Source organism: Cellulomonas sp. P2_F12, assembly GCF_056403775.1.
The window spans coordinates 229,048-252,728 of the sequence record NZ_JBFUEV010000002.1; the positions used below are offsets into that span (position 1 = coordinate 229,048).

Here is a 23,681-nt window from a genome sequence, read left to right on the forward strand (position 1 = left end):
CATGTATGCTACACCCATGACCGACGACGACGCCGTGGTGGCGGTCGAGACCCAGGTGGCGCTGCTGCTGCGGCTCGCCGACCGCAGCCGCCGGGCGACGACGCGCCTGGCCTCGACGCTGGAGCGCTCCGCGTACCTCGCGCTGCGGCTCCTCGACACCACGGGGCCGGCCGGGATCAACGAGATCGCGGACCACCTGCGCCTGGACGCGTCGACGGTGACCCGCCAGGTGCTGGCCATGGAGGCGGCCGGCTACGTCACCCGGGAGCGCGACGTGCACGACGGTCGCCGGGCTGTCGTCACCATGACTCCCGCCGGCGCCGCGGCCCTGGCCGAGACCCGCGCCGCGCGCGCGGACGTGTACGCCGACGTGCTCTCCGACTGGTCCGACGACGAGCGGCGCCAGCTGGCCGTCCTGCTGACCCGGCTCAACGACGACCTCGACTCGCACGCGACCGGCACCTGACAGCCGTCTCGGCTAGCGTGGGCCGCCGCACGACCGACCGCTCCGACGAAGGACCGCGATGACCGACGCACCCGCCCGACGACCGCGCCCTGCACCCCTGGTGGGAGTGGTCGTCCGGACGGAGCTCCTGGCCGCCACGATGGTGCGGGTGGTGGTCGGCGTCGACGGGTTCGAGCCGTCGCCGCACGCCGACTCCTACGTCAAGGTCGTCTTCCTGCCCGACGGCACGGAGCGCCCGCTGCGCGAGGACGGGCGGCTCGACCTCGACGCGGTCCGCGCGACCCTGCCGGCGGACCAGCAGCCCCGCCAGCGCTCGTACACCGTCCGCGCCTGGGACGCCGCCGCGCGCGAGCTCACGCTCGACTTCGTCGTGCACGGCGACGAGGGCATCGCCGGCCCGTGGTCCGCGAAGGCCCAGCCCGGCGACGAGGTCCTGCTGGTCGGGCCTGGCGGCGCCTGGTCCCCCGACCCCGCCGCGGCGTCGCACCTGTTCGCCGGCGACGCCAGCGCGCTGCCGGCCATCGCCGTCGCGCTCGAGCGGCTGCCGGTCGACGCCGTCGGGCACGCCGTGATCGAGGTGCACGGGCCCGAGGACGAGATCCCGCTGACCTTCCCGCCCGGGGTGCACGTGCACTGGGTGCACCAGGGAATCGGTGTCGCCGGGCTCGCGCTCGTCGACGCCCTCACGGCACTCCCGGAGCTGCCCGCGCCGGTCAGCGCGTTCGTGCACGGCGAGGCCGGGGCGGTCCGCGAGCTGCGCAAGCACGTCCGCGTCGACCGCGGCCTGTCCCGCGACCAGCTGTCGGTCTCGGGCTACTGGCGTCTCGGCGCCGACGACGAGGGCTGGCGCGCCACCAAGCGCGACTGGCTCGCCACGATCGAGGAGTCGGAGAAGGAGCTGGACTGACCGATGTGGGCGGTGACGTTCGACTGCGCGAGCCCGACAGCCATGGCCCGGTTCTGGGGGCCTGCGCTCGGCTACGTCGAGCCGCCGCCACCGGACGGCTTCGACACCTGGGACGCCTGGGCGGAGCACCATGAGGTGCCGCCGGACGAGCGCGACGACGGCGCCTACCTGGCCGACCCCGACGGCGTGCTGCCGTCCCTGTCGTTCCTGCGGGTGCCCGAGGGCAAGGTGGTCAAGAACCGCCTGCACCTCGACCTGCGGGAGTCCGGGGGCCGGTCCGCGCCGCAGGCCGAGCGCGAGGTGCGGATCCGCGCGGCCGTCGCACGGCTGACGGCCGCCGGGGCCACCGTGCTCGCCGAGCACACGCTGCGCGGCGACCTCGACCACGTCGTGCTGGCGGACCCCGAGGGCAACGAGTTCTGCGTCGTCTGACGGCTACCCGCCGCTCTTCTCCAGCCGCACGACGATCGCCTTGGACACCGGGGTGTTGCTGCCGATCGCCGTGCTGGCCAGCGGGATCAGCACGTTCGCCTCGGGGAAGTACGCGGCGGCGCACCCGCGTGACGTGGGATAGGCCACGACGCGGTAGCCCCGCAGCCAGCGGTCCGGCTCCCCCGGCCACTCGCTCGCGACGTCGACGCGGTCGCCGTCGGCGAGCCCGAGCTCGAGGAGGTCGTCCGGGTTCACGAAGACGACCTCACGGCCGCCCCTGATGCCCCGGTACCGGTCGTCGAGGCTGTACATCGTGGTGTTGAACTGGTCGTGCGAGCGGATCGTCTGCAGGATCAGCCGGGCCGGGGGGCACTCGACCGGCACCAGCGCGTTGACCGTGAGCATGGCCTTGCCGGTCGCGGTCGGGAACGTGCGGGAGTCCCGTGGCCCGTTGGGCAGGACGAACCCGCCCTGGCGACGGACCTGCCGGTTGAAGTCCTGGAAGCCGGGTACGACGCGGGCGATCGACTCGCGGATGGTGTTGTAGTCGCGCTCGAAACCGGCCCAGTCGATGGGACCGTCGTCGCCGAGCACCGCGCGGGCCAACCGCGTGACGATCGAGACCTCGGACAGCAGCATGTCCGACACGGGCGCGACCGCGCCGTGCGTGCCGTGCACCGCGCACACGGAGTCCTCGACGGACAGGAACTGTGGGCCCGTCTCCTGGAGGTCGACGTCGGTGCGACCGAGCGTCGGCAGGATCAGCGCCTCCGCGCCCGTGACCGCGTGCGACCGGTTCAGCTTGGTGGACACCTGCACGGTCAGGTCCGTCCCGCGCATCGCGGCCTCGGCCGCCGCCGTGTCCGAGATCGCCGCGACCAGGTTGCCGCCGAGCGCGAACCACACCGTGATCTCGCCCCGCTGCATCGCCTGGATCGCCCGCACGGAGTCCAGCCCGTGGCGGCGCGGGGGCTCGAACGAGAACTCGGCACCGAGAGCGTCCAGGAAGCTGTCGGGCATCCTCTCCCAGATGCCCATGGTCCGGTCGCCCTGCACGTTGCTGTGCCCGCGGATCGGGGACGCGCCCGCCCCGGGCTTGCCGATGTTCCCGCGCAGCAGCAGCAGGTTGACGATCTCCTTGATCGTGTCGACGCCCTTGCGGTGCTGGGTGATGCCCATCGCCCACGTGATGATCACGCGCTCGGCGGCGAGGTAGCGGTCGGCCAGCTGGTCCATCTCGGCCGCAGTCAGACCCGTCGCGGCGAGCACCTCCCGCTCGTCGAGCGCGGCCAGGTGCGCCCGGAGCGCCTCGAGCCCGAGCGTGTGCTCCGCCAGGAACGCGTGGTCCAGCACGGTGCCCGGGTTCCGGTCCTCCGCCTCGAGCACGCGCCGCGAGACCCACTGCAGCAGGGCCATGTCGCCGCCGCTGCGGATCTGCAGGAACTGGTCGGCCAGGTCGGTGCCACGCCCGACGATGCCGCGGACGGTCTGCGGGTTCTTGTAGCGCCGCAGGGCCGCTTCCGGCAGCGGGTTCACGGCGACGATGCCGGCGCCCGCGCGCTTCGCCGCCTCCAGCGCGGTGAGCATGCGCGGGTGGTTCGTGCCGGGGTTCTGCCCCATCACGATGATCAGGTCGGCCTTCGCGACGTCGTCGTACGCGATGGTCGACTTGCCGATGCCCAGGGTCTCGAGCATCGCGGTGCCGGTCGACTCGTGGCACATGTTCGAGCAGTCGGGCAGGTTGTTGGTGCCGAACGCGCGCACGAAGAGCTGGTAGACGAACGCCGTCTCGTTCGCCGTGCGGCCGCTGGTGTAGAACGCGGCCTGGTCCGGCGACTCGAGCCCCCGCAGCTTGTCGGCCACCAGCCGGAACGCGTCCACCCAGCTGATCGGGACGTAGTGGTCGCTGCCCGCAGCCTTGTGCACCGGCTCGACCAGCCTGCCCTGCGAGCCCAGCCAGTACTCCGACCGCTCCAGCAGGTCCGACACCGGGTGCTCGGCCCAGAAGGACGTCGGCACGGTCATTGTGGTGGCCTCCCACGTGACCGCGCGGGCACCGTTCTCGCAGAACTCGATCCGCCCGCGGTGGTCCGGGTCGGGCCACGCGCAGCTCATGCAGTCGAAGCCGTCCTTCTGGTTCACCCTGCTCAGCAGCCGGAGCGAGCGGGCCGGACCCAGGCCGTCGACGGCGTACCGCATCGCGCTGACCACCGAGGGGAGCCCGACGGCCCACGGCTCGGGCGGGCGGACGGTCAGCCGCGGCTCGCGGGTCACGGGACCGTCACCCCGACCGGCACCCGCTCCGGCCGCGAGTACACGACCATCGACGGTCCGCGCAGGAACCCGACCAGCGTGATCCCCGACTCGCGCGCGAGGTCGACGGCCAGCGACGACGGCGCGGAGACGGAGGCCAGGACGGGGATGCCGGCCATGAGCGCCTTCTGCGTGAGCTCGAAGGACGACCGTCCCGACACCATGAGCACCGTGCCACGCAGCGGCAGCATCCCGCTCGTCAGCGCCCAGCCGACCACCTTGTCGACCGCGTTGTGGCGGCCGACGTCCTCGCGCAGCACGAGCAGCTCCCCCGTGGCGGCGTCGAAGAGCCCGGCGGCGTGCAGCCCGCCCGTCGTGGCGAACACCTCCTGCCGCTCGCGGAGCCGGTCGGGGAACGTCGCCAGCAGCTCCGCCGGCACCACGAGGTCGTCGTCGGCGACGGTCCAGCGCGAGCGGGTGCGCACGGCGTCGATGCTCGACCTCCCGCACAGGCCGCAGGCCGACGTCGTGACGAGGTCGCGCTCCAGGCTCGGGTCCGGCGGGGGCACGTCGCGGCCCAGCGTCACGTCGAGGACGTTGTAGGTGTTCAGGCCCTCCTCGGTCGCGCCGGCGCAGTACCGCGCGGCGGCGAAGTCCTCCGCGGCCCCGACCACGCCCTCGGACACCAGGAACCCGGCGGCGAGGTCGACGTCGTGTCCCGGCGTGCGCATGGTGACCGCGAACGGTCGGCCGCCGACCCGGATCTCCAGGGGCTCCTCAGCCGCGAGCACGTCCTCGACCTGGCGGGCACCACCCTCGAGGCTGATCCGCGTGACACGTCGTCGTATCGCGATTCTCTGCATGGCTCACCATCCCAGCACTCGACCGGTGCCCCCGCCGGGGTTCGAACCCGGACTGTGCCGGGTTTAAGCCGGCTGCCTCTGCCAGTTGGGCTACGGGGGCCGCGCCACATCCTGCCAGGACGCGAACGAGCCCCCGGTCCGCGAGGGGATCGGGGGCTCGTGTCGAGGCGGGTCAGGCGGTCTTCGAGGCCTTCGGCTTCGCCGACGCCAGCGCCGGGTCGGCTTCCGCCGGCTCGACGGCGCGCGGCTTGGGCGGCACCGACGCGGCGCGGAACTCCGCGCGCGGGTCGTGCAGGCTGCCGAGCGCGACGACCTCGCGGCGCAGCAGCAGAGAACCCGTCCAGCCCGCGGCGATCTTGATCTTGCGGTTGAACGTCGGCATGGCGGCCACGTGGTACGAGCGGTGCAGCACCCACGCGAGGAAGCCGCGGACCTTGATGCGGCCGAACATCTGCGCAACGCCCTTGTACATGCCGAGCGACGCGACGGCGCCGATGTTCTTGTGCTTGTACTCGGTCAGCTCGGCCGAGCGCAGCACGCGGGAGAGGTTGTCGCCCAGGTGGTTGCCCTCGCGCAGCGCGTGCTGGGCGTTCGGCGGGCAGAACTTGCCGGGGTTGTAGAGGTCCGGCACGGCGGCGCAGTCACCGGCGGCGTAGGCGTCGGGCACGACCGTGCCGTCGGCGTCGACCACCTGCAGGAACGCGTTGCACGTCACCCGGCCCAGCTGGTCCAGCGGCAGGTCCGAGTGCTGCAGCACCGGGTTGGCCTTCACACCGGCCGTCCACACGAGCGTCTCGGCGTCGAACTCGGTCTTGTTCGACAGGACGATGTGGCCGTCGATGCAGCTGCTCAGGAACGTCGAGAGGTGGATCTCGATGTCGCGCTTGCGCAGCTGCTCGAGCGTGTAGCCGCCCAGCTCCTCGCTGACCTCGGGGAGGATCCGCGGCGAGCCCTCGACCAGGACGAAGCGCAGCTCCTCCTGCTCGACGGCCTTGTAGTACTTGACCGCCGTGCGGGCCATGTCCTCGACCTCGCCCAGCGCCTCGATGCCGGCGAAGCCGCCGCCGACGAAGACGAAGGTCAGCATCCGGCGACGCAGCTCCGGGTCCCAGGTGCTGGCCGCGATGTCGATGCGGTTGAGCACGTGGTTGCGCAGCGCGATGGCCTCTTCGACGTTCTTGAAGCCGATGCCGAAGTCCGCGAGCCCCGGGATGGGCAGCGTGCGGGCGACCGCGCCGAGGCCGACGACCAGGTGGTCGTAGGTGATCCAGTACGGCTCGCCCTCCTCGGGCGTGATCTCCACGGTGCGGTCCGCGTGGTTGATCTCCGAGACCTTGCCCTGCAGCACGTCGACGCCCTTGAGCGCGCGACGGTGCGGGGCGACCACGTTGCGCGGGTCGATGGACCCGGCCGCCGCCTCGGGGAGGAACGGCGCGTAGGTCATGTAGGGGCGGGGGTCGACGACGACGATGGCCGCCTCCCGCTTGCCGAGCCGCTTGCGCAGCCGGCGGGCCGTGTACAGGCCGACCGTCCCGCCGCCGAGGATCACGACACGGGGCACCTTGCGAGGCTTGCTCGGGCGGGCCGTGGCCGGGACGGTGGCGGCGTCGGAAACAGACTGGGGCATACCTCAACGGTAGCGGGACCGAAGTCCCGTCGCCTTACCTGAACCCGGTGATACTGCGCACAGTGGAACTCAGGCGGGGTCGACGGCGTTCGCGCGGACCACGGTGGTGTACCAGCCGGCGCTCGTCTTGGGCGTCCGCTCCTGGGTGTCGAAGTCGACGTGCACCAGCCCCCAGCGCTGCGTCATGCCCTCCGCCCACTCGAAGTTGTCGAGCAGCGACCACGCGTAGTAGCCAGTCAGGCGCACACCGTCGCCGATCGCCCGCGCCGCCTGCTGCAGGTGGGCGCGCAGGAACTCGAGGCGCTCGGGGTCGTCCGTCGCGCCTTCCGCCGTGGGGTCCGGGATCCCGTTCTCGGTGATGACCAGCGGCGGGGCGTCCGGATAGTCGATGAGCAGGTCCATGAGCAGGTCGTAGAGACCCTCGGGGTGCACCTGCTGCCACGTCGCCGTCGAGGTCGGGTAGAGCGCCACCTCGGTGCCGGCGTCGTCGACCCCGGTGACCCCGTAGTACTGGACCGCGAGCACGTCGAGCGGTGCGCTGATCGCGGCGAGGTCGCCGTCCTGGACCAGCGCCTCGAAGGCGGCCTGGTCCGCGGGCAGCTGGCCCGGCCCGCTGCCGAGGGCGTCCGTCGGGTAGCGCCCGAGCAGCACCGGGTCGAGGAACAGGCGGTTCTCGACGCCGTCCACGTGCACCGACGCGACGTCGGCGTCGCGGTCGACCGGGTACACCGGCAGGAGGTTGAGCGCGATGCCGATGCCACCCGCGGCGCCGCTCGCCCGGAACGCGCTGACGGCCCTGCCGTGCCCGAGCAGCTGGTGGTGCACCGCGGCGGCCGCCTGGTCGACGTCCGTGATCCCCGGCGCGTGCGAGCCCCAGCGGTAGCCGACGAACGCGGTGGTCTTCGGCTCGTTGATCGTCAGCCACGTGGCGTCCACGTCGCGCAGCGCGTCGAACACGACCGCCGCGTACTCGCCGAACCGCTCGGCGGTGTCCCGCACCGCCCAGCCGCCGGCGTCCTGCAGCGGCTGCGGCAGGTCCCAGTGGTACAGCGTGATCGCCGGGTGGATCTCCCGCGCCAGCAGCCCGTCGACCAGCCGCCGGTAGAAGTCGACGCCCGCCTGGTTCACCGCCCCCGAGCCCGTCGGCTGGATGCGGGGCCACGCCACCGAGAACCGGTACGCGGGCAGGCCCAGGCTCTTGATGAGGTCGAGGTCCGACTCCCACAGCCGGTAGTGGTCGGCCGCCGGGTCGCCCGTCGAGCCGTCGCGGATCCGTCCGGGCGTCGCCGCGAACGTGTCCCAGATCGACGGCCCTCGACCGTCCGCCGTCGTCGAGCCCTCGACCTGGAAGGCCGACGTCGCCGCACCCCAGACGAACCCCGCCGGGAAGGCCATCGGCTCCGTGGGCGGCTCCCAGGTGGTCGACGGCGCGCTGGTGGTCGGCGCCGGGCTCGGCGTCCCCGGCGTGCAGGCCGCGAGCAGGCCGGTCGTCGCGCCGAGCTGGAGCAGCAGTCGGCGGTCGAGCATGCGGTCGGGGCGCTGGTCGGGCATGGCGCTCCTCCTCGAGCGTCGGCGTCGGAGCGCCTCTGAGAGCGCTCCCAGCAGCCATTCTGCCAGGTGGCGCTCCCCCACGGGCGCCACCTGGCAGCAGATTCAGGGAGTCGCGGTCGGGCTCGGGGTCGGGCCGTCGGCGCCGATCGTCGCCGTCGGCGTCGCGTCGAGGGCCGGCGCCTTCGCGAACGGCCACGGCGGGGTCGACGGGCTCGTGCCCGCCGGGAGCACCTGGAGACCCGAGTCGTCGTAGGTGAACGCCGACGTCGGCGCGCCCTGCAGCGGGTAGACGTTCCAGCGGTTGCGGCCGTCGGCGTCCGTGCGGCTCACGAACGACCACGGCTCCGTGCCCTCGGGGAACCAGTACGGGTTCGAGCCGTTGTCGTAGGTGGTCCGCACGGGGCGGCCGCGGTCGTCGTAGATCTGCACGTCGGACAGCGGGTTGCCCTCGGCGTCGTAGGCGAACAGGTTGCTCACCTGGATGCCGTCCACCACGACCCCGTCGACCGCCTTGTCCTGGTAGACGGTCTGGGTGCCGCCACCGCTCCACGACCCCGAGGCCCAGGAGTTGTACACCGCCTCCTTCTGGCTCGCCTGGTCCTGCACCGTGACCAGCATCGGCAGGAGCAGGACGACGGCGACCGCATTGCCGAGCACCCCGACCCACGAGACCGACCGGGGCTGGAACCACGCGCCGCGTCCCCACTGCACGCTCAGCAGGATGCACGCCCCGAGCACGGCCCACGCGAGAGGCTCGGTAGGCAGGAACCGGAGCCGGCCGCCGTTCACCAGGTACACGGCCACCTCGAAGCCGATCCAGCCGCGGACCAGCCACCACGCCGGCCGCAGCGCGACCAGGAACGCCTCGGCGGGCGCCCACCACGACAGTGCGCGCGCCCGCCTCAGCGCCCACCGACCCAGCCGCTGGGCGTCCTCGACCGGGTCAGGGAAGAGCCGCGACCACCCGCGAGCGTGGGCGACGCGCGCCGGAGCCAGCCCTGCGGCCGACCGCAGCTCCGCCGCGTACTCCTCCGGAGGCCCGAACTGCTCCAGCAGCCCGCGCCCGTGGGCCACGTGCCGCTCGTCGGCCATCGCGTCGGCGAGGTCGGCCTCGAGGTCGTCGGTCAGGTCGTCGACCGTCTCCGGACCCAGGTCGACCAGGCTCCGCCGCACCTCCGCCGCGTAGCCTGCGACGTCCAGCGCGTCCGTGGTGTCCAGCACGCTCATCGCACGCCCTCCGTCCCGAGCAGGCGACCCATGGTGCCTGCGAACTCCTGCCAGTCCTTGCGCTGCGCCTCGAGCATCGCCCGCCCCTGCGCGTTGATGCCGTAGTACTTGCGGTGCGGCCCCTCGTCGCTGGGCACCACGTAGGACGTCAGCGCTCCCGACGAGTACAGCCGCCGCAGCGTGCCGTACACCGACGCGTCGCCGACCTCCTCGATCCCCGCCGACCGCAGCCGTCGGACGACGTCGTAGCCGTACCCGTCCTCGTCCGCGACGACGGCCAGCACCGCCAGGTCGAGCACGCCCTTGAGCAGCTGTGTGGTGTCCACGGGACCTCCGGGTCTGCGACTGCGATTGCGTCTGCACCTGCGATTGCGTCTGCACCTGCGTCTACGTCGGCGTCTGCGTCCCGGTCCGCGGATCGCCCGGCCGGGCGAGCGGCGGCACCGGGCCGACGAGCTTGGTGCGGGAGCCCCCTCCGAGCTCCCGCACGCGCGACGCTATTACACATTGCACACTACCGTCCACCACGCGCCAGACACGGCGTGTCGCCGCCTCGCCCCTCCCCGGACGTCCGCACTCGTGCGGGTCGGAGCCCGCCGGAACGCGGACGTCCCGCGGGAGGAGGTCGTTGCGTCCGCACTCGTGCGGGTCAGAGCCCGCAGGAACGCGGACGTCCCGCGGGAGCCTGCAGCGTCCGCAGATTCGGTCGTCGGGACGCTCGATCTTGCGGACGTCCGAAGGAGAGGCCCTTGCGTCCGCACTCGTGCGGGTCAGAGCCCGCAGGAACGCGGACGTCCCGCGGCGTTCTGACAGCGCAACGTCCGAGCAAGTACAGGTCAGCACCCGTACGTGCTCGGACGTTACGGTGATGCGGTCAGCGGGTGGCGATGCTCCAGGCGATGCCGTCGAGGATGTCGTGCTCCGAGGTGACCACCTCGGTCAGCCGGCCGCCGGCGGCGGCGACGTCGTCGCGGACCCGTCGGACGACGTCGGCCCACACCAGCGCACCCGCGCCGATCACGTCGACGCGGCCCGGGTGCATGAACCCAAGGGCTGCACGCTCGGCGCGGGACCGGTGCAGGAGGTCGTCGCAGGCGGCGAGGACGACGTCGACGGGCAGGACGGACCCGTCGATGATCGCGGGGTCGTAGGCCGGGAGCCCCAGGCCGTGGGCGGCCACCGTCGTGACGGTGCCGGCGAGCCCGACCAGCGTGACGGTCTTGCCGAGGGGCACCACGGCCGACGCGGTGTCGAGCGCGGCGGCGACGTCGGCGTGCGCCGCGGCGATCTCGTCGGCGGTCGGCGGGTCGCTGCGCAGGTGGCGCTCGGTCATGCGCACGCAGCCGACGTCCATCGAGAACGCGGCCTCCGGCGTCGACGTGCCCAGCACCAGCTCGGTGGAGCCGCCGCCGAGGTCGACCACGAGGAACGGGCCCGGGTGCTGCGCGCCGAGCACGCCGGTGGCCCCGCGGAACGAGAGCTGGGCCTCCTCCTCGCCGGCGACGACCTCCGGCTCGACGCCCAGCGCGGCGTGCACGCCCTCGACGAAGTCCGCGCGGTTCTCGGCGTCGCGCGACGCCGACGTCGCGACGAAGCGGATCGCCTCGACGCCCAGCTCGGTACAGATGTCGTTGTACCGGCGGGCGGCGTCGAGCGTGCGCGCCAGGGCCTCGGGAGCGATGCGGCCGGTCCGGTCGACGCCCTGGCCGAGGCGGACGACCTCCATGCGGCGGTCCAGGTCGACCAGCGTCCCGGCCTCGGGATCCACGTCGGCGACCAGGAGTCGGATGGAGTTGGTCCCGCAGTCGATGGCAGCCACACGCGTCACGCGCCCCATCCTCGCATCCGCGAACTGCCGGCCCGGGCCGACCGCCGACGTCCGCGGATCCCGTCGTCGGGACGAGCGATCGTGCGGACGTCCGCGCAACTAGGGGCTGGAGCACGTACTTGCTCGGACGTTGCAGCTCTGGTTGGCGGGACGTCCGAGCAGATAGGGGCTATGGCGCGTACCTGCTCGGACGTTGCGCGTCGGAGTGGCGGGACGTCCGAGGAAGTAGGGGCTGGAGCCCGTACGTGCTCGGACGTTGCGGCTGGGAGGTGGTGGGGGCGGGGGTGAGCGGGCGGGCCGTCAGCAGGTGCAGCGGTCCGGCCGCCAGTCGTCGCGGATCAAGGCCAGGGCCTCATCGCCGATCGGGTTGACGCCCGGGCCTGCGGCCAGCGCGTGGCCGACCAGCACGTGCAGGCACTTGACGCGCGTGGGCATGCCGCCGGCCGAGATGCCTGCGATCTCCTCGACGTGCCCGAGCGCCTCACGGTCGACCAGGTACGCCTCGTGCGCGCGCCGGTAGGCAGCCGCCAGCTCCTCGTCGTCGGCGAGCCGCGCCGTGAGTTCCTTCATCAGGCCGCCGGCCTCGAGCGTGCTCACGGCCGCGACGGCGGGCGGGCAGGTGAGGTAGTAGGTCGTCGGGAACGGGGTGCCGTCGTCCAGCCGGGGGGCCGTGCGGACCACGAGCGGGCGCCCGCACACGCAGCGGGCGGCGATGCCGACGACGCCGCGGGGCGGGCGACCCAGCTGCTCGGCCAGGACGGCGATGTCCTCGTCGGTGACGGCATCGAAGGAGGGGGTCACAGCAGCGGTCCGTTCGTGCGGGGGAAGGTCAGCCACCCGCCGGCGGGGTCGCGGCCGGCGTGGGCGTCCCATTGTCGCCCGTCACCGGGGTCGTGCCGGCCACCTGCACGGAATCCCAGACGTTCGCGTACCAGGGCAGGGTCGAGCCGGAGTCGAGCACGGAGGCGGGGCCGTCGGCGGCGGGCGCGGTGTCGGGGACGGTCTCGGGGTCGACGACGCGGAAGGCCTTCTCGCCGGGCAGCACGAACGAGAGCCGCTCGCGGGCCTGAGCCGTCACGTAGGCGGGGTCGTCCCAGCGCTCGAGGTCCGACTGCAGGTCGTCGTTGCGCTCCCGGGCCGCCTGGACCTGGGCGCGCAGGTGGTCCACCTCGACCCGCTGCTGCAGGTACGAGTGCAGGGTCGGGTACACCAGCACGAACGCGAGCAGGAGCACGCAGGCGAACACCATCGCGCGCACGGTGAACAGTCGCGGCACGCGGACCTGGACCCGCTCGGCGCGCGGCGTGCCGCGGGGCGGGGTGGGCGCGGTGCCGCGGGTGGCGGGGCGGGAGGCGGAGGGTCGCGACGACGACGGCCGCGGGGACGACGAGGGCGTCGGACCCACGCGGGGCGTGGCGCCCGAGCGCGGCGCCGCGGACCGGCCGGCGGTGTTGCCGCGCGGGACGTTCGCCCCGGGGCTGGGCGCCCCGGAACGCGGGGCCGCTGGGCGCCGACCCGGGGCGCTCGGGGACGCCGGGCGTCGGGGGGCGGACATGGCGTCGATTCTGCCCCGGACCTCGCCGACCTCGCCGGACGTGGCGATCCGTGGCGCGCCGAAGGCCGGCCACCGAAGCGGTGACCGGCCTTCGAGGTGGTGCGTCAGGCCGTGAACCGCGGGAAGGCGGAACGACCGGCGTAGCGCGCGGCGTCGTCCAGCTCCTCCTCGATGCGGAGCAGCTGGTTGTACTTGTTGATGCGCTCGCCGCGGGCGGGCGCACCGGTCTTGATCTGGCCGGCGTTGGTCGCGACGGACAGGTCGGCGATCGTGGTGTCCTCGGTCTCGCCGGAGCGGTGCGAGGTCATCGTCGTGAAGCCGCTGCGCTGCGCCAGCTCGACGGCGTCGAGCGTCTCCGTCAGCGTGCCGATCTGGTTGAGCTTGACCAGCAGCGAGTTGGCGGCCTTGAGCTCGATGCCCTTGCGCAGGCGCTCGGGGTTGGTGACGAACAGGTCGTCGCCGACGATCTGGACCTTGTCGCCGATGGTGGCGACCAGGTGGGACCAGCCCTCCCACTCGTCCTCGGACAGCGGGTCCTCGATGGAGACGAGCGGGTAGTCCTTCACCAGCTGCTCGTAGTAGGCCGACAGCTCCTCGTTCGAGAGCGTCTTGCCCTCGAAGTGGTAGACGCCGTCCTTGAAGAACTCGGTCGCGGCGACGTCGAGCGCGAGGCCCAGGTCGACGCCCGGCGTGAAGCCGGCCTTCTCGATGGCGACCAGGATGAGGTCGAGCGCCTCGCGGTTGCTGCCCAGGTTCGGGGCGAAGCCGCCCTCGTCGCCGAGGCCCGTCGACAGGCCCTTGCTCTTGAGGACGGACTTGAGCGAGTGGTAGACCTCGACGCCGCTGCGCAGCGCCTCGCGGTACGTGGACGCGCCGATGGGGGCGACCATGAACTCCTGGATGTCGACGTTGGAGTCGGCGTGCGACCCACCGTTGAGGATGTTCATCATCGGGACCGGGAGCACGTGCGCGTTCGGGCCACCGAGGTAGCGGAACAGCGGCAGGTCGGCCGAGTCGGCGGCGGCCTTGGCCACGGCGAGCGAGACACCGAGGATCGCGTTGGCGCCGAGCTTGCCCTTGTTGGCCGTGCCGTCGAGGTCGATCAGCGCGGCGTCGACCAGGCGCTGCTCGGTGGCCTCGAAGCCGATGAGCTCGGGGGCGATCTCGTCGATGACGGCCGCGACGGCCTCCTCGACGCCCTTGCCCAGGTAGCGGGCGGAGTCGCCGTCACGGCGCTCGACGGCCTCGAACGCGCCGGTCGAGGCACCCGAGGGGACGGCGGCGCGGGCGATGGTGCCGTCGTCGAGGGCGACCTCGACCTCGACAGTGGGGTTGCCGCGCGAGTCCAGGATCTCGCGGGCGCCGACGGCCTCGATGCTGGCCATGGGTGCTCCTTCTGAAGCGGGTGGGTTTACGACCTCACCCTACTGGCGTCCCCGAGCGGGCGTCGTGGGCCCTTCGACTGGTGGGACGCGCTCAGCCGCGGCCGCTCGCGCCGACCTCACGCACCATCACGCAGTTGCCGAGTCCCTTGGGCCGGTCGTAGGTGAAGCCCTCGCGCTCGTACATCGTGCGGGTGCCGTTGTAGAGGAACGACGAGTTCTTCTTCCGGACCCCGCCGGTGTCGTGCGGGTAGCCCTCGACCAGACCACCGCCGGCCTGCGCGATCAGCCCGACCGCCCCGCGCAGGGCGACCGACGCCAGGCCCCGACCGCGGCGGCCACGCTCGACCTGGATGCAGGTGACCCGGAAGTCGGGCAGCCGCTCGGCGGTGGCCAGGTACTCCTTGCGGTGCTGGATGTGGGGCAGCTCCGCCGGTGTGCCGTACTCCGCCCAGGCGACCGCCAGGTCACCGTCGTAGACCAGGGCTGCGTGCGCGATCCCGTCGGCGACCAGCCGCTGCTTGAGCGCCCGGTTGCCCTCCGCGCTCTGGTTCTTCTCCGCGCAGTCGGGGTGGAAGTGGACGCACCAGCAGCTGGCGAACATGCCACCGTTCCGCTCGACCAGCGCGGCGAAGTCGTCGAACGTCGTCGGCTCGAGCGCCTTGATCGTGAGGCCCGACATATCGGCAACGTACTCCCGACGGCGGACGTCCCCGCCGCACGCGTCAGAGCGCCAGCATGATGTGCTCGACCTGGTCCTTGGCGTCACCGAACAGCATCGACGTGTTCTCGCGGAAGAACAGCGGGTTCTGCACGCCGGCGTAGCCCGTGGCCATGGACCGCTTGAACACGACCACCCGGGCGGCCTTCCACACCTCGAGCACGGGCATGCCGGCGATCGGCGAGGACGGGTCGTCCAGCGCGGCCGGGTTCACGGTGTCGTTGGCGCCGATGACCAGGACGACGTCCGTGTCCGCGAGGTCGTCGTTGATCTCGTCCATCTCCAGCACGATGTCGTACGGCACCTTGGCCTCGGCCAGCAGCACGTTCATGTGTCCCGGCAGCCGGCCGGCGACCGGGTGGACCCCGAACCGGACCTCGATGCCGCGGGCGCGCAGCTTGGCCACCAGCTCGGCCACCGGGTACTGCGCCTTGGCGACGGCCATGCCGTAGCCCGGGGTGATGACGACGGAGCGGGCGTCGGCGAGCAGCTCCGCGACCTCGGGCGCCTTGACCTCGTGGTACTCCCCCAGGTCGACGTCGGACGCCGAGACCGTGCCGCCCTCGGCCCCGAACCCGCCGAGGATCACGCTGGTGAACGAGCGGTTCATCGCCGTGCACATGAGGTAGCTGAGGATCGCACCGGACGAGCCGACGAGGGCGCCGGTGACGATGAGCAGGTCGTTGCCGAGCATGAAGCCCGCCGCGGCGGCCGCCCAGCCGGAGTACGAGTTGAGCATCGAGACGACGACCGGCATGTCGCCGCCGCCGATCGACGCGACCAGGTGCCAGCCGAGGGCCAGCGCCACGACCGTCATGAGCAGGAGCGGCAGCACGCTGCCGGTGCCCAGGAACCACACGAGGAGCCCGGCCGACGCCAGGACCATGGCGAGGTTGAGCACGTTGCGGCCCGGCAGCATCAGGGGCGCCGAGCGGATCCGCGTGGACAGCTTGAGGTACGCGACGATCGACCCGGTGAACGTCACCGCACCGATGAGCACGCCGAGGAACACCTCGACCAGGTGCGCGGGGTCCGCCGGCTCGGTGAGGAACGAGTTGTAGCCGACGAGCACGGCCGCGAGCCCGACGAACGAGTGCAGCACCGCGATGAGCTCGGGCATCTGCGTCATCTCGACCCGGCGCGCCTGCCACGTGCCGACGGTGGAGCCGATGAGCAGCACGACGAGGATCAGCGACGCGGTGACCTCGGGGGGCCGCTCGGAGCGCTGGAGGGCGAGCGCGATCGTCGCGACGAGGGCGAGCGCCATGCCCACCATGCCGGCGACGTTGCCGCGGCGGGCGGTCTCCTGCTTGGAGAGCCCGGCGAGGCTGAGGATGAACAGGACGGCGGCGGCGACGTAGACCGCCTGGGCCACGGAGGTCAGCACAGGCTCAGGCGTCCTTCCGGAACATGCGGATCATGCGGTTGGCGACGAGGAAGCCGCCGAACACGTTGATGCTGGCGACCGACGCCGCGATCACCGCGAGCACCGTCACGAGGACGTCGTCGTCGCCGATCTGCAGCAGCGCGCCGACCAGGATGATCCCGGAGATGGCGTTGGTCTGGGCCATCAGCGGCGTGTGCAGCGAGTGGCTGACGTTCGAGATGACGTAGTAGCCGACGATCACCGCGAGCACGAACACGGTGAAGTGGCCGAGGAACACGGTCGGCGCGAACGAGATGCCGAGCAGCACCACGACCGCGAGCAGCGCGAGCACCACCGAGCGACGCTGCCGCCGACGGGTCTTGTCCTGCAGCACCGCGACGGCGGCCGCGGCCCGCTCCTCCTCCGTGGGCCCCGCGGGCGCGGCAGGCGCCGCCGACACCTGGACCGGGGGCGGTGGCCAGAGGACCTCCCCGTCGCGCGTGACCGCCATGCCGCGCTGCACGGGGTCGTCCAGGTCGAGCACCAGCTCCCCGTCCTTGCCCGGGGTGAGCAGCTGGAGCAGGTGCACGATGTTGGTGCCGAACAGCTGCGAGGTGTGCTGCGGCATCCGGCTGGTCAAGTCGGTCCAGCCGACGATCGTCACGCCGTTGTCGGTCACCACGGACGACCCCGGCACCGTGAGCTCGCAGTTGCCGCCGCCGGACGCCGCCAGGTCGACGATCACGCTGCCCGGCCGCATGCCCGCGACCATCGCCGCCGTGATCGTGGTCGGCGCGAGCCCCCGCACCAGCGCGGTGGTGATGACGATGTCCGCGTCGGCCGTCTCGGCGGCGTACATCTGCTGGGTCAGCCGCTCCTGCTCCTGCGTGAGCGCGCTGGCGTAGCCGTCGGCGCTGACCGCCTGCTGCGCAGCGGCGGCCTGCACGAACGTCGCGCCCATCGACTCGATCTGCTCGCCCACCTCCGGGCGGACGTCGAACGCGCGGACGCGGGCCCCCATGCTGCCCGCGGCACCGATCGCGGCGAGCCCGGCGACCCCGGCGCCGATGACGAACACGCGGGCCGGCGGCGTCTTGCCGGCCGCGGTGACCTGCCCGGTGAACATGCCGCCGTACGACTCCGCGGCCTCGACGACCGCGCGGTAGCCCGCGACGTTGGACATGGTGCTCAGCACGTCGAGCGCCTGCGCCCGCGAGATGCGTGGGACGGCGTCGAGCGCGAGCGCCGTCACGCCCCGGTCGTGCAGCCTCGCGACGAGGGCCGGTGCCGACGCCGGCGCCAGCATCGCGATCAGGGTGGCCCCCGGTGTCAGCGCCGCGACCTCGTCGTCGCTCGGCGCGTTCACCTTGGCGACGACGTCGCTCGACCACACCGACTCCGCGTCACCGACGGACGCGCCCGCCGTCTCGTAGGCCTCCGCCCGGAACGTCGCCGCGTCTCCCGCCCCGCGCTGGACGACGACGTCGTAGCCGAGGCCCACCAGCTGGGCGACCGTCTTCGGGGTGGCGGCGACGAGCCGTTCCCCGGCCCGGCTCTCGGTCGGGATGCCGATGCGCATCGCTGCGTCCTCCTGCTCGGGCGGTCGGTGGGCACGCTCATCATGGCGGCCACGGGCAGGCTACGGGCGCGAACACCTCGTCGGCAAGCGCTTTCCTTCCGTCTTTCGGACGAACCCGCGAACCTCCGTATCAGGGCCGGGCGGCCGACTCCCCGGCCCGAAGGTCCTGCTCCCAGGCCGCCGCGGTCCGGCGCAGCTCGCCCTCCGCGTCGAGGCCTGCCCCCTGCGCCTCCAGCACGAGCGCGAGCAGCCGCTCCCCCAGCCCGTCGCCCGTGGGCGCGTCCGTCGCGATCCCCGCGCGCGTGGCCCGACCGGCGATCTTCTGGGCCCGCGCCAGCGCCCCGAGCGCCACGGGCACGCCGTCCAGGGCCGACGCGCGCTGCTTCTCCACGTTCTTCAGCCGGTCCCACTGCACGTGCGCGTCACCCTCGAGCTCCGCGTCCGCGAACACGTGGGGGTGCCGGCGCACCAGCTTGGCGACCAGGTCCGCGGCGACGTCGTCGACGTCGAACGGGTCCGTCGGGTGCTCGGTGGCGATGCGCGCGTGGAACACCACCTGCAGCAGGAGGTCGCCGAGCTCCTCGCGCAGGCCCGGGCGGTCGGCGGTCTCGATCGCCTCCGCCAGCTCGTACGCCTCCTCCAGCGCGTACGGCACCAGCGACTCGTGGGTCTGCTGGGCGTCCCACGGGCACCCGCCGGGCGAGCGCAGGCGGTCCATCACGCGCACGAGTGCGCGCAGGGAGTCCGCCTCGGTCACGACGCCGAGGGCGAGGGGGTGGCGGCCGGCGTCGGCGCCGGGGTCGCGCCGTCCGTCGCCGTGTCGGCCTTCGGCTTCACCAGCCACGGTGCCGGCGTCGGCGCGCCCACCTGGTTACCGTCCTGGAGCGAGCCGAACCGCGGGTTGACGTCGACGTCGAGCGCGCGCAGGCGCTTGTCGATCTCGGTGCCGACCTCCTTGGCGTCCGCGAGGCCCTGCAGGTTGGTGTAGGCGATCGAGTACTTGGCCACCGCCAGCGAGGGAGCCGTGAAGTCGGCCGACGCGCCCTTCACCTTCTGCTGCACCACCGAGTCGAGGAGGGCCTGGGCGTCCTCGTCGGAGACCCCGACACCCTTCTCGTCCGCCAGCTCGACCACCGTGGGCTCCTGGACCAGGACGGCCAGCACGTTCTCGGTCGTCACGCCCTCGAAGTACGGCGCGAGCTCGGTCAGCGCGGCCCGCACGTCCGAGGTCGGGATCGCGGTGCCGTCGACCACCGCGGCGGCACCGGGCCGGCCGGAGCACCCCGCCAGGGTCGCCGCCGTCGCGAGCGCGACCAGCACGCCCGTCACCCGCACACTCGCACGCCACTGCACCGCCACCAGGGACCTCCCGCGTCGTCGCTCGTCGATCGGGGTCATCGTAGGGCCCTCACCTACGTGCGGAGCCCACCGTGCCCACGGCGGCGGCCGCGGCGACGTCCCCGCGCACGACGGCGTCGATGAACTGCTTCGCCCACAGCATCACCTCGCGGCCCTGCACGGGCTTGCCTCCGATCCTCGCGGTCATGGGCCACGGCACCAGCACGGTCCGCAGCGCCGGCTTGAGCACGGAGCCCGGGTAGAGCCGCTTGAGCCGCAGCTGCGCCGACTCGGGCAGGTCGACCGGCGCGAACCGGATGAACTTGCCCTGCGCGGTGACGTCGGACAGCCCGGCGGCGCGCACGTGCAGCCGGAACTCGGCCACCTCGAACAGGTTGTCGACGGCGGCCGGCACCGCGCCGTAGCGGTCGACCAGCTCGGCCCGGGCGTCGCCGAGCGTCGCCGTGTCCAGCGCCGCCGCGATCTTGCGGTACGCCTCGAGGCGCAGGCGCTCGTGCGCGATGTAGTCGTGCGGGATGTGCGCGTCGACGGGCAGCTCGATGGTGACGTCCGGGACCTCCTCCTCGACGTCCCCGCGGAAGTTGGCCACCGCCTCGCCGACCATGCGGATGTAGAGGTCGAACCCGACGCCCTCGATGTGGCCCGACTGCTCGCCGCCCAGCAGGTTGCCGGCGCCGCGGATCTCGAGGTCCTTCATGGCGACCGCCATTCCGGCGCCGAGGTCGGTGTTCGCGGCGATGGTCTGCAGGCGGTCGTGCGCGGTCTCCGTGAGCGGCTTCTCGGGCGGGTACAGGAAGTAGGAGTACGCCCGCTCGCGCCCGCGGCCGACGCGGCCGCGCAGCTGGTGCAGCTGCGAGAGGCCGAGCAGGTCGGCCCGCTCCAGGATCAGGGTGTTCGCGTTGGAGATGTCCAGCCCGGTCTCGACGATCGTCGTGCAGACCAGGACGTCGAACCTCTTCTCCCAGAAGTCGACGATGACCTGCTCGAGCTGGTGCTCGTTCATCTTGCCGTGGGCCACCGCGACGCGGGCTTCGGGCACCAGCTCCATGAGCCGGGACGCGGTCTTCTCGATCGAGTCCACCTTGTTGTGCACGTAGAACACCTGGCCCTCGCGCAGCAGCTCGCGGCGGATGGCGGCGCTGATCTGCTTCTCGTCGTACGCGCCGACGAACGTGAGCACCGGGTGCCGCTCCTCCGGCGGGGTGGCCAGCGTCGACATCTCGCGGATGCCCGTCACGGCCATCTCGAGCGTGCGCGGGATCGGGGTCGCGCTCATGGCCAGCACGTCGACGTTGGTGCGCAGGGCCTTCAGCGTCTCCTTGTGCTCGACGCCGAACCGCTGCTCCTCGTCGATCACCACGAGCCCGAGGTCCTTGAACCGCACCTCGCCCGTGATCAGCCGGTGCGTACCGATGACGATGTCCACCGACCCGTCGGCCAGGCCTGCCACGACCTCCTTCGACTCCTTGGGCGTCTGGAAGCGGCTCAGCGCCTTCACGGTCACCGGGAACGCGCTGTACCGCTCGCTGAAGGTGTCGAGGTGCTGCTGCACCAGCAGCGTCGTCGGCACCAGGATGGCCACCTGCTTGCCGTCCTGCACCGCCTTGAACGCCGCCCGCACCGCGATCTCGGTCTTGCCGTAGCCGACGTCCCCGCAGACCAGCCGGTCCATCGGGATCGGCTTCTCCATGTCCGCCTTGACCTCGTCGATCGTCGCGGCCTGGTCCGGGGTCTCGACGTACGCGAACGCGTCCTCGAGCTCGCGCTGCCACGGGGTGTCCGGTCCGAACGCGTGCCCCGCGGTCGCCATCCGGGCCGAGTAGAGCCGGATCAGCTCGGCGGCGATCTCCTTGACCGCCTTCTTGGCGCGGCCCTTGGTCTTGGCCCAGTCGCCGCCGCCCATCTTGGACAGGGTCGGGGCCTCGCCGCCGACGTACTTGGTCACCTGGTCGAGCTGGTCGCTGGGCACGAAGAGACGGTCGCCCGGCTGGCCCCGCTTGCTGCTCGCGTACTCGATGACCAGGTACTCGCGGGTCGCCGCGTTGGCTCCGGTGCCGATGGTCCGCTGCACCAGCTCCACGAACCGGCCGACGCCGTGCTGCTCGTGCACCACGTAGTCGTGCGGCCGCAGCTGCAGCGGGTCCACCACGTTGCGGCGCCGGCTCGGCATCCGGCGCATGTCCCGGGTGGACGTCCCGGCCCGGCCGGTGAGGTCCGACTCGGAGAAGACCGCGAGGCGCAGCGGGTCGGCGACGAACCCGGGGCCGACGGGCGCGGGCACGACGAGGACGACGCCGCCCTCGGGCTCCTCGGTGATCGTCGCGACCAGCCGCGCCGGCACCTCGGCCGCCTTGAGCTGCTCGACCATGCGCTGCGCCGGGCCGTGGCCCTCGGTGGCCAGCACGAGCCGCCAGCCGGCCTGCTGCAGGGTGCGGACGTCGGCGACCGCGCGGGCCACCTCGCCGCGGTACCGCTCGACGTCCCGCGCCGCGATCACGACCGTCTGCGCGGTGGCCGCGAGATCGTCGGCCATCGCGGACAGGTGCGGGGCGAGGTTGCGCGCGGCGGTGTGGCCCGTGCCGGTCGACCCCTCGTAGAAGTCATCGGGCGTCGCCGCCTCCGCGGCATCCACGTCGAGCGAGAACGGCGAGAGGGTCCACCAGCCGAGCCCGCGGACCGCGGACAGCGCGCGGATCTCCGCGAACGAGGCGAAGCTCGCCGCCGACAGGTCCAGGGGCGTCGCCGCGCCGGCCGCCGCCGACGTCCACGCCGCCTCGAGGAACTCCTGCGTGGTCGCGACCAGGTCGTGCGCCCGCCGGCGGACGCGCTCGGGGTCGACCATCACCATCAGGGCGTCGTCGGGCACCAGGTCCAGCACCGGCACCATGTGGTCGACCAGCGCCGGCGCCAGCGACTCCATGCCCTCGACGGCGATGCCCTGCGCGAGCCGGTCCAGCATGTCCGTGGCGCCGGGCAGCTGGGGGATCAGCTCGAGCGCGCGAGCCCGGACCGCGTCGGTCAGCAGGATCTCCCGGCACGGCGGCGCCCACACGCCGTGGTCGGCCACCTCGAGGCTGCGCTGGTCCGCGATGGAGAACCAGCGGATCTCCTCGACGTCCTCACCCCACAGCTCGACGCGCAGCGGGTGGTCCTCGGTGGGCGGGAACACGTCGATGATCCCGCCGCGCACCGCGAACTCGCCGCGCTTCTCCACCATGTCGACCCGCGTGTACGCGGCCGCGACCAGCTTCTCGGCCAGGTCCGCCAGGTCGACCCGGTCCCCCGTGCTGATCGCGACCGGCTCGAGCTCGCCCAGGCCCTCGACCACCGGCTGCAGCAGCGCGCGCACGGGGAGCACCAGCACCCGGACCGGACCGGCGTGGCCCTCGGTCTCGGGGTGGGCCAGCCGCCGGAACACCGCCAGCCGGCGGGCCACCGTGTCGCTGCGCGGCGAGAGGCGCTCGTGCGGCAGCGTCTCCCACGACGGCAGGACCGCGACGTCGTCGGCCGGCAGGTAGCAGCGGACCGCCGCGGCGAGCTCGTCGGCGTCGCGGCCCGTGGCGGTCACGACGACCAGCGGACGCCCCGACGCCAGCGCCGCGAGCAGCGGCGGGCGGACCCCAGCCGGGCCGACGACGTCGAGCTCGCCGCGGGAACGGACGGACTCCACCGCCGCGGCGGCGGCCGGGTCGGCGAGCAGGGCGGGAAGGAGGCCGGTGAGGTCCATGAGGTCCTTGATCGATCGGCGGAGCACGCGCGCGCCGGGGCACAGGCAACGCGAACGCCCCGATTCCAGGAGGAGCCGGGGTGCGCGAGAAGTCTACGTCCGGGGTCCGACATCGAGCCCGGGCGGCCGTGGACGTGGTCGACCGCGTCCCTCCCCGTCGACGGGGGAGAAACGCGGTCGCGTCAGACGGCCGCAGCCGACGCCCGGTGGCGTCAGACGGCCGCAGCCTCCGGTTCGGTCCCCTCGCCCAGGAGCTCGAGCGCGCGGCGCAGCTGCGTGGACGAGGTGTGCACCGTGTACGGGAAATAGATGACACGGACGCCGACCTCGGCCATGGAGGCCTCGAGCGCGGCACCCTTCGGGGTCCCGCGCCAGTCGTCGCCCTTGAAGATGACGTCGAACCGCACGTGGTCCCAGGTCTCGCGCTTGGAGCCCCAGACCTCCGCCACGGCCTCGTCGACGATCGACAGCGCGGACACGACCTCGAGCCGCTCGGAGAGCGGGACGACGGGCGCCTTGCCCTTCACGCGCTCGGCGTTCTCGTCGGAGACGACGCCGGCGATGAGGTGGTCGCAGTGCTGGCGGGCGTGCCGAAGGATGTTGAGGTGCCCCACGTGAAAGAGGTCGTAGACCCCGGGCGCATAACCGACGACCGTCATGTGCGTCCTCTCGCTCGACCTGACCGTGGTGCCGAGTCTAGGAACCGTCGTCCGAAATGTCCGCCCTTCTCCACAAAAGTCACCCGCGCGCCCGGGACCACCCGTTCGGGTACCGCTGAGCGGGCGAAATCTGCACGAGGGTGGTAGCGAGATGTCCGCATTGGGGTACTTTCGACGTG

The 23,681-nt window shown here is 72.7% G+C and carries 20 protein-coding genes and 1 tRNA gene; 3 read left to right on the plus strand and 18 right to left on the minus strand.

The genetic code is table 11. From position 1 onward, the window contains the following. Positions 1-16 precede the first annotated feature (16 nt). From AC1DWH_RS05900 to AC1DWH_RS05910, 3 genes are read left to right on the plus strand one after another with little or no spacing between them, the layout of a single operon-like run. The gene (locus AC1DWH_RS05900; RefSeq protein ID WP_456844529.1) at positions 17-466 is read left to right on the plus strand and encodes a MarR family winged helix-turn-helix transcriptional regulator; all 450 of its coding nucleotides are present in this window, start codon (positions 17-19) and stop codon (positions 464-466) included. Between the two features lie 58 nt (positions 467-524). Next, positions 525-1,373, plus strand: coding sequence for a siderophore-interacting protein (locus AC1DWH_RS05905; protein WP_477092892.1), 849 nt, complete (start codon positions 525-527; stop codon positions 1,371-1,373). 3 nt (positions 1,374-1,376) lie between these two features. Next, positions 1,377-1,805: a VOC family protein gene (locus AC1DWH_RS05910; protein ID WP_477092893.1), complete on the plus strand. Its 429-nt coding sequence runs from the start codon at positions 1,377-1,379 to the stop codon at positions 1,803-1,805. A gap of 3 nt (positions 1,806-1,808) precedes the next feature. Here AC1DWH_RS05910 and AC1DWH_RS05915 read toward each other — a convergent pair whose 3' ends face one another. The 18 genes from AC1DWH_RS05915 to AC1DWH_RS06000 form a co-directional block, all read right to left on the minus strand. Then, positions 1,809-4,079 (minus strand): FdhF/YdeP family oxidoreductase, encoded by a 2,271-nt coding sequence (locus AC1DWH_RS05915; protein WP_477092894.1) that lies wholly within the window; start codon positions 4,077-4,079, stop codon positions 1,809-1,811. After that, on the minus strand, positions 4,076-4,921 hold the full coding sequence (fdhD, locus tag AC1DWH_RS05920; protein ID WP_477092895.1) for a formate dehydrogenase accessory sulfurtransferase FdhD: 846 nt from the start codon (positions 4,919-4,921) through the stop codon (positions 4,076-4,078). The genes AC1DWH_RS05915 and fdhD overlap by 4 nt, the downstream gene beginning before the upstream one ends. 26 nt (positions 4,922-4,947) lie before the next feature. Next, a tRNA-Leu gene (locus AC1DWH_RS05925) sits at positions 4,948-5,021 on the minus strand. A gap of 72 nt (positions 5,022-5,093) precedes the next feature. Further along, complete coding sequence (locus tag AC1DWH_RS05930; protein ID WP_477092896.1) at positions 5,094-6,548, minus strand: NAD(P)/FAD-dependent oxidoreductase; 1,455 nt, start codon at positions 6,546-6,548, stop codon at positions 5,094-5,096. A gap of 69 nt (positions 6,549-6,617) precedes the next feature. Next, positions 6,618-8,099 (minus strand): GH1 family beta-glucosidase, encoded by a 1,482-nt coding sequence (locus AC1DWH_RS05935; protein ID WP_477092897.1) that lies wholly within the window; start codon positions 8,097-8,099, stop codon positions 6,618-6,620. A gap of 102 nt (positions 8,100-8,201) precedes the next feature. Then, the gene (locus AC1DWH_RS05940) at positions 8,202-9,326 is read right to left on the minus strand and encodes a hypothetical protein (protein ID WP_477092898.1); all 1,125 of its coding nucleotides are present in this window, start codon (positions 9,324-9,326) and stop codon (positions 8,202-8,204) included. Continuing rightward, entirely contained in the window at positions 9,323-9,652 is a 330-nt protein-coding gene (locus tag AC1DWH_RS05945; RefSeq protein ID WP_370503531.1) for a PadR family transcriptional regulator, read from the minus strand. The genes AC1DWH_RS05940 and AC1DWH_RS05945 overlap by 4 nt, the downstream gene beginning before the upstream one ends. Positions 9,653-10,200: 548 nt before the next feature. Further along, a complete protein-coding gene (locus AC1DWH_RS05950; protein ID WP_477092899.1) occupies positions 10,201-11,154 on the minus strand; it encodes a Ppx/GppA phosphatase family protein in 954 nt (317 codons plus the stop codon). 300 nt (positions 11,155-11,454) lie between these two features. After that, complete coding sequence (locus AC1DWH_RS05955; RefSeq protein WP_477092900.1) at positions 11,455-11,955, minus strand: DUF501 domain-containing protein; 501 nt, start codon at positions 11,953-11,955, stop codon at positions 11,455-11,457. Positions 11,956-11,983: 28 nt separating this feature from the next. Then, a complete protein-coding gene (locus AC1DWH_RS05960; RefSeq protein ID WP_456844519.1) occupies positions 11,984-12,709 on the minus strand; it encodes an FtsB family cell division protein in 726 nt (241 codons plus the stop codon). Positions 12,710-12,813: 104 nt separating this feature from the next. Then, positions 12,814-14,094 carry a phosphopyruvate hydratase gene (gene eno / locus AC1DWH_RS05965; protein ID WP_477092901.1) on the minus strand — a complete coding sequence of 427 codons (1,281 nt, stop codon included), beginning with the start codon at positions 14,092-14,094 and terminating at the stop codon, positions 12,814-12,816. A 91-nt stretch (positions 14,095-14,185) separates the two neighbouring features. Then, positions 14,186-14,773, minus strand: coding sequence for a GNAT family N-acetyltransferase (locus AC1DWH_RS05970; RefSeq protein ID WP_477092902.1), 588 nt, complete (start codon positions 14,771-14,773; stop codon positions 14,186-14,188). A 43-nt stretch (positions 14,774-14,816) separates the two neighbouring features. After that, positions 14,817-16,199, minus strand: coding sequence for a Re/Si-specific NAD(P)(+) transhydrogenase subunit beta (gene pntB, locus AC1DWH_RS05975; RefSeq protein WP_477092903.1), 1,383 nt, complete (start codon positions 16,197-16,199; stop codon positions 14,817-14,819). Between the two features lie 4 nt (positions 16,200-16,203). Further along, on the minus strand, positions 16,204-17,757 hold the full coding sequence (locus AC1DWH_RS05980; RefSeq protein ID WP_477092904.1) for a Re/Si-specific NAD(P)(+) transhydrogenase subunit alpha: 1,554 nt from the start codon (positions 17,755-17,757) through the stop codon (positions 16,204-16,206). 130 nt (positions 17,758-17,887) lie between these two features. Next, the gene (locus AC1DWH_RS05985) at positions 17,888-18,514 is read right to left on the minus strand and encodes a nucleoside triphosphate pyrophosphohydrolase (protein ID WP_477092905.1); all 627 of its coding nucleotides are present in this window, start codon (positions 18,512-18,514) and stop codon (positions 17,888-17,890) included. Further along, a complete protein-coding gene (locus tag AC1DWH_RS05990; protein WP_477092906.1) occupies positions 18,511-19,155 on the minus strand; it encodes a hypothetical protein in 645 nt (214 codons plus the stop codon). Before AC1DWH_RS05990 ends, AC1DWH_RS05985 begins: the two co-directional genes overlap by 4 nt. Before the next feature lie 10 nt (positions 19,156-19,165). Further along, complete coding sequence (mfd, locus tag AC1DWH_RS05995; protein ID WP_477093217.1) at positions 19,166-22,843, minus strand: transcription-repair coupling factor; 3,678 nt, start codon at positions 22,841-22,843, stop codon at positions 19,166-19,168. Between the two features lie 212 nt (positions 22,844-23,055). After that, positions 23,056-23,502 carry an FAD synthase family protein gene (locus tag AC1DWH_RS06000; RefSeq protein WP_456847164.1) on the minus strand — a complete coding sequence of 149 codons (447 nt, stop codon included), beginning with the start codon at positions 23,500-23,502 and terminating at the stop codon, positions 23,056-23,058. Between the last annotated feature and the right edge of the window lie 179 nt (positions 23,503-23,681).

Coding starts and splice junctions, on each gene's coding strand:
- AC1DWH_RS05900 (WP_456844529.1), top strand. CDS start 17: ATGACCGACGACGACGCCGTGGTGGCGGTCGAGACCCAGGTGGCGCTG.
- AC1DWH_RS05905 (WP_477092892.1), top strand. CDS start 525: ATGACCGACGCACCCGCCCGACGACCGCGCCCTGCACCCCTGGTGGGA.
- AC1DWH_RS05910 (WP_477092893.1), top strand. CDS start 1,377: ATGTGGGCGGTGACGTTCGACTGCGCGAGCCCGACAGCCATGGCCCGG.
- fdhD (WP_477092895.1), bottom strand. CDS start 4,921: ATGCAGAGAATCGCGATACGACGACGTGTCACGCGGATCAGCCTCGAG.
- AC1DWH_RS05930 (WP_477092896.1), bottom strand. CDS start 6,548: ATGCCCCAGTCTGTTTCCGACGCCGCCACCGTCCCGGCCACGGCCCGC.
- AC1DWH_RS05935 (WP_477092897.1), bottom strand. CDS start 8,099: ATGCCCGACCAGCGCCCCGACCGCATGCTCGACCGCCGACTGCTGCTC.
- AC1DWH_RS05940 (WP_477092898.1), bottom strand. CDS start 9,326: ATGAGCGTGCTGGACACCACGGACGCGCTGGACGTCGCAGGCTACGCG.
- AC1DWH_RS05960 (WP_456844519.1), bottom strand. CDS start 12,709: ATGTCCGCCCCCCGACGCCCGGCGTCCCCGAGCGCCCCGGGTCGGCGC.
- eno (WP_477092901.1), bottom strand. CDS start 14,094: ATGGCCAGCATCGAGGCCGTCGGCGCCCGCGAGATCCTGGACTCGCGC.
- AC1DWH_RS05970 (WP_477092902.1), bottom strand. CDS start 14,773: ATGTCGGGCCTCACGATCAAGGCGCTCGAGCCGACGACGTTCGACGAC.
- AC1DWH_RS05980 (WP_477092904.1), bottom strand. CDS start 17,757: ATGCGCATCGGCATCCCGACCGAGAGCCGGGCCGGGGAACGGCTCGTC.
- AC1DWH_RS05990 (WP_477092906.1), bottom strand. CDS start 19,155: ATGACCCCGATCGACGAGCGACGACGCGGGAGGTCCCTGGTGGCGGTG.
- mfd (WP_477093217.1), bottom strand. CDS start 22,843: ATGGACCTCACCGGCCTCCTTCCCGCCCTGCTCGCCGACCCGGCCGCC.
- AC1DWH_RS06000 (WP_456847164.1), bottom strand. CDS start 23,502: ATGACGGTCGTCGGTTATGCGCCCGGGGTCTACGACCTCTTTCACGTG.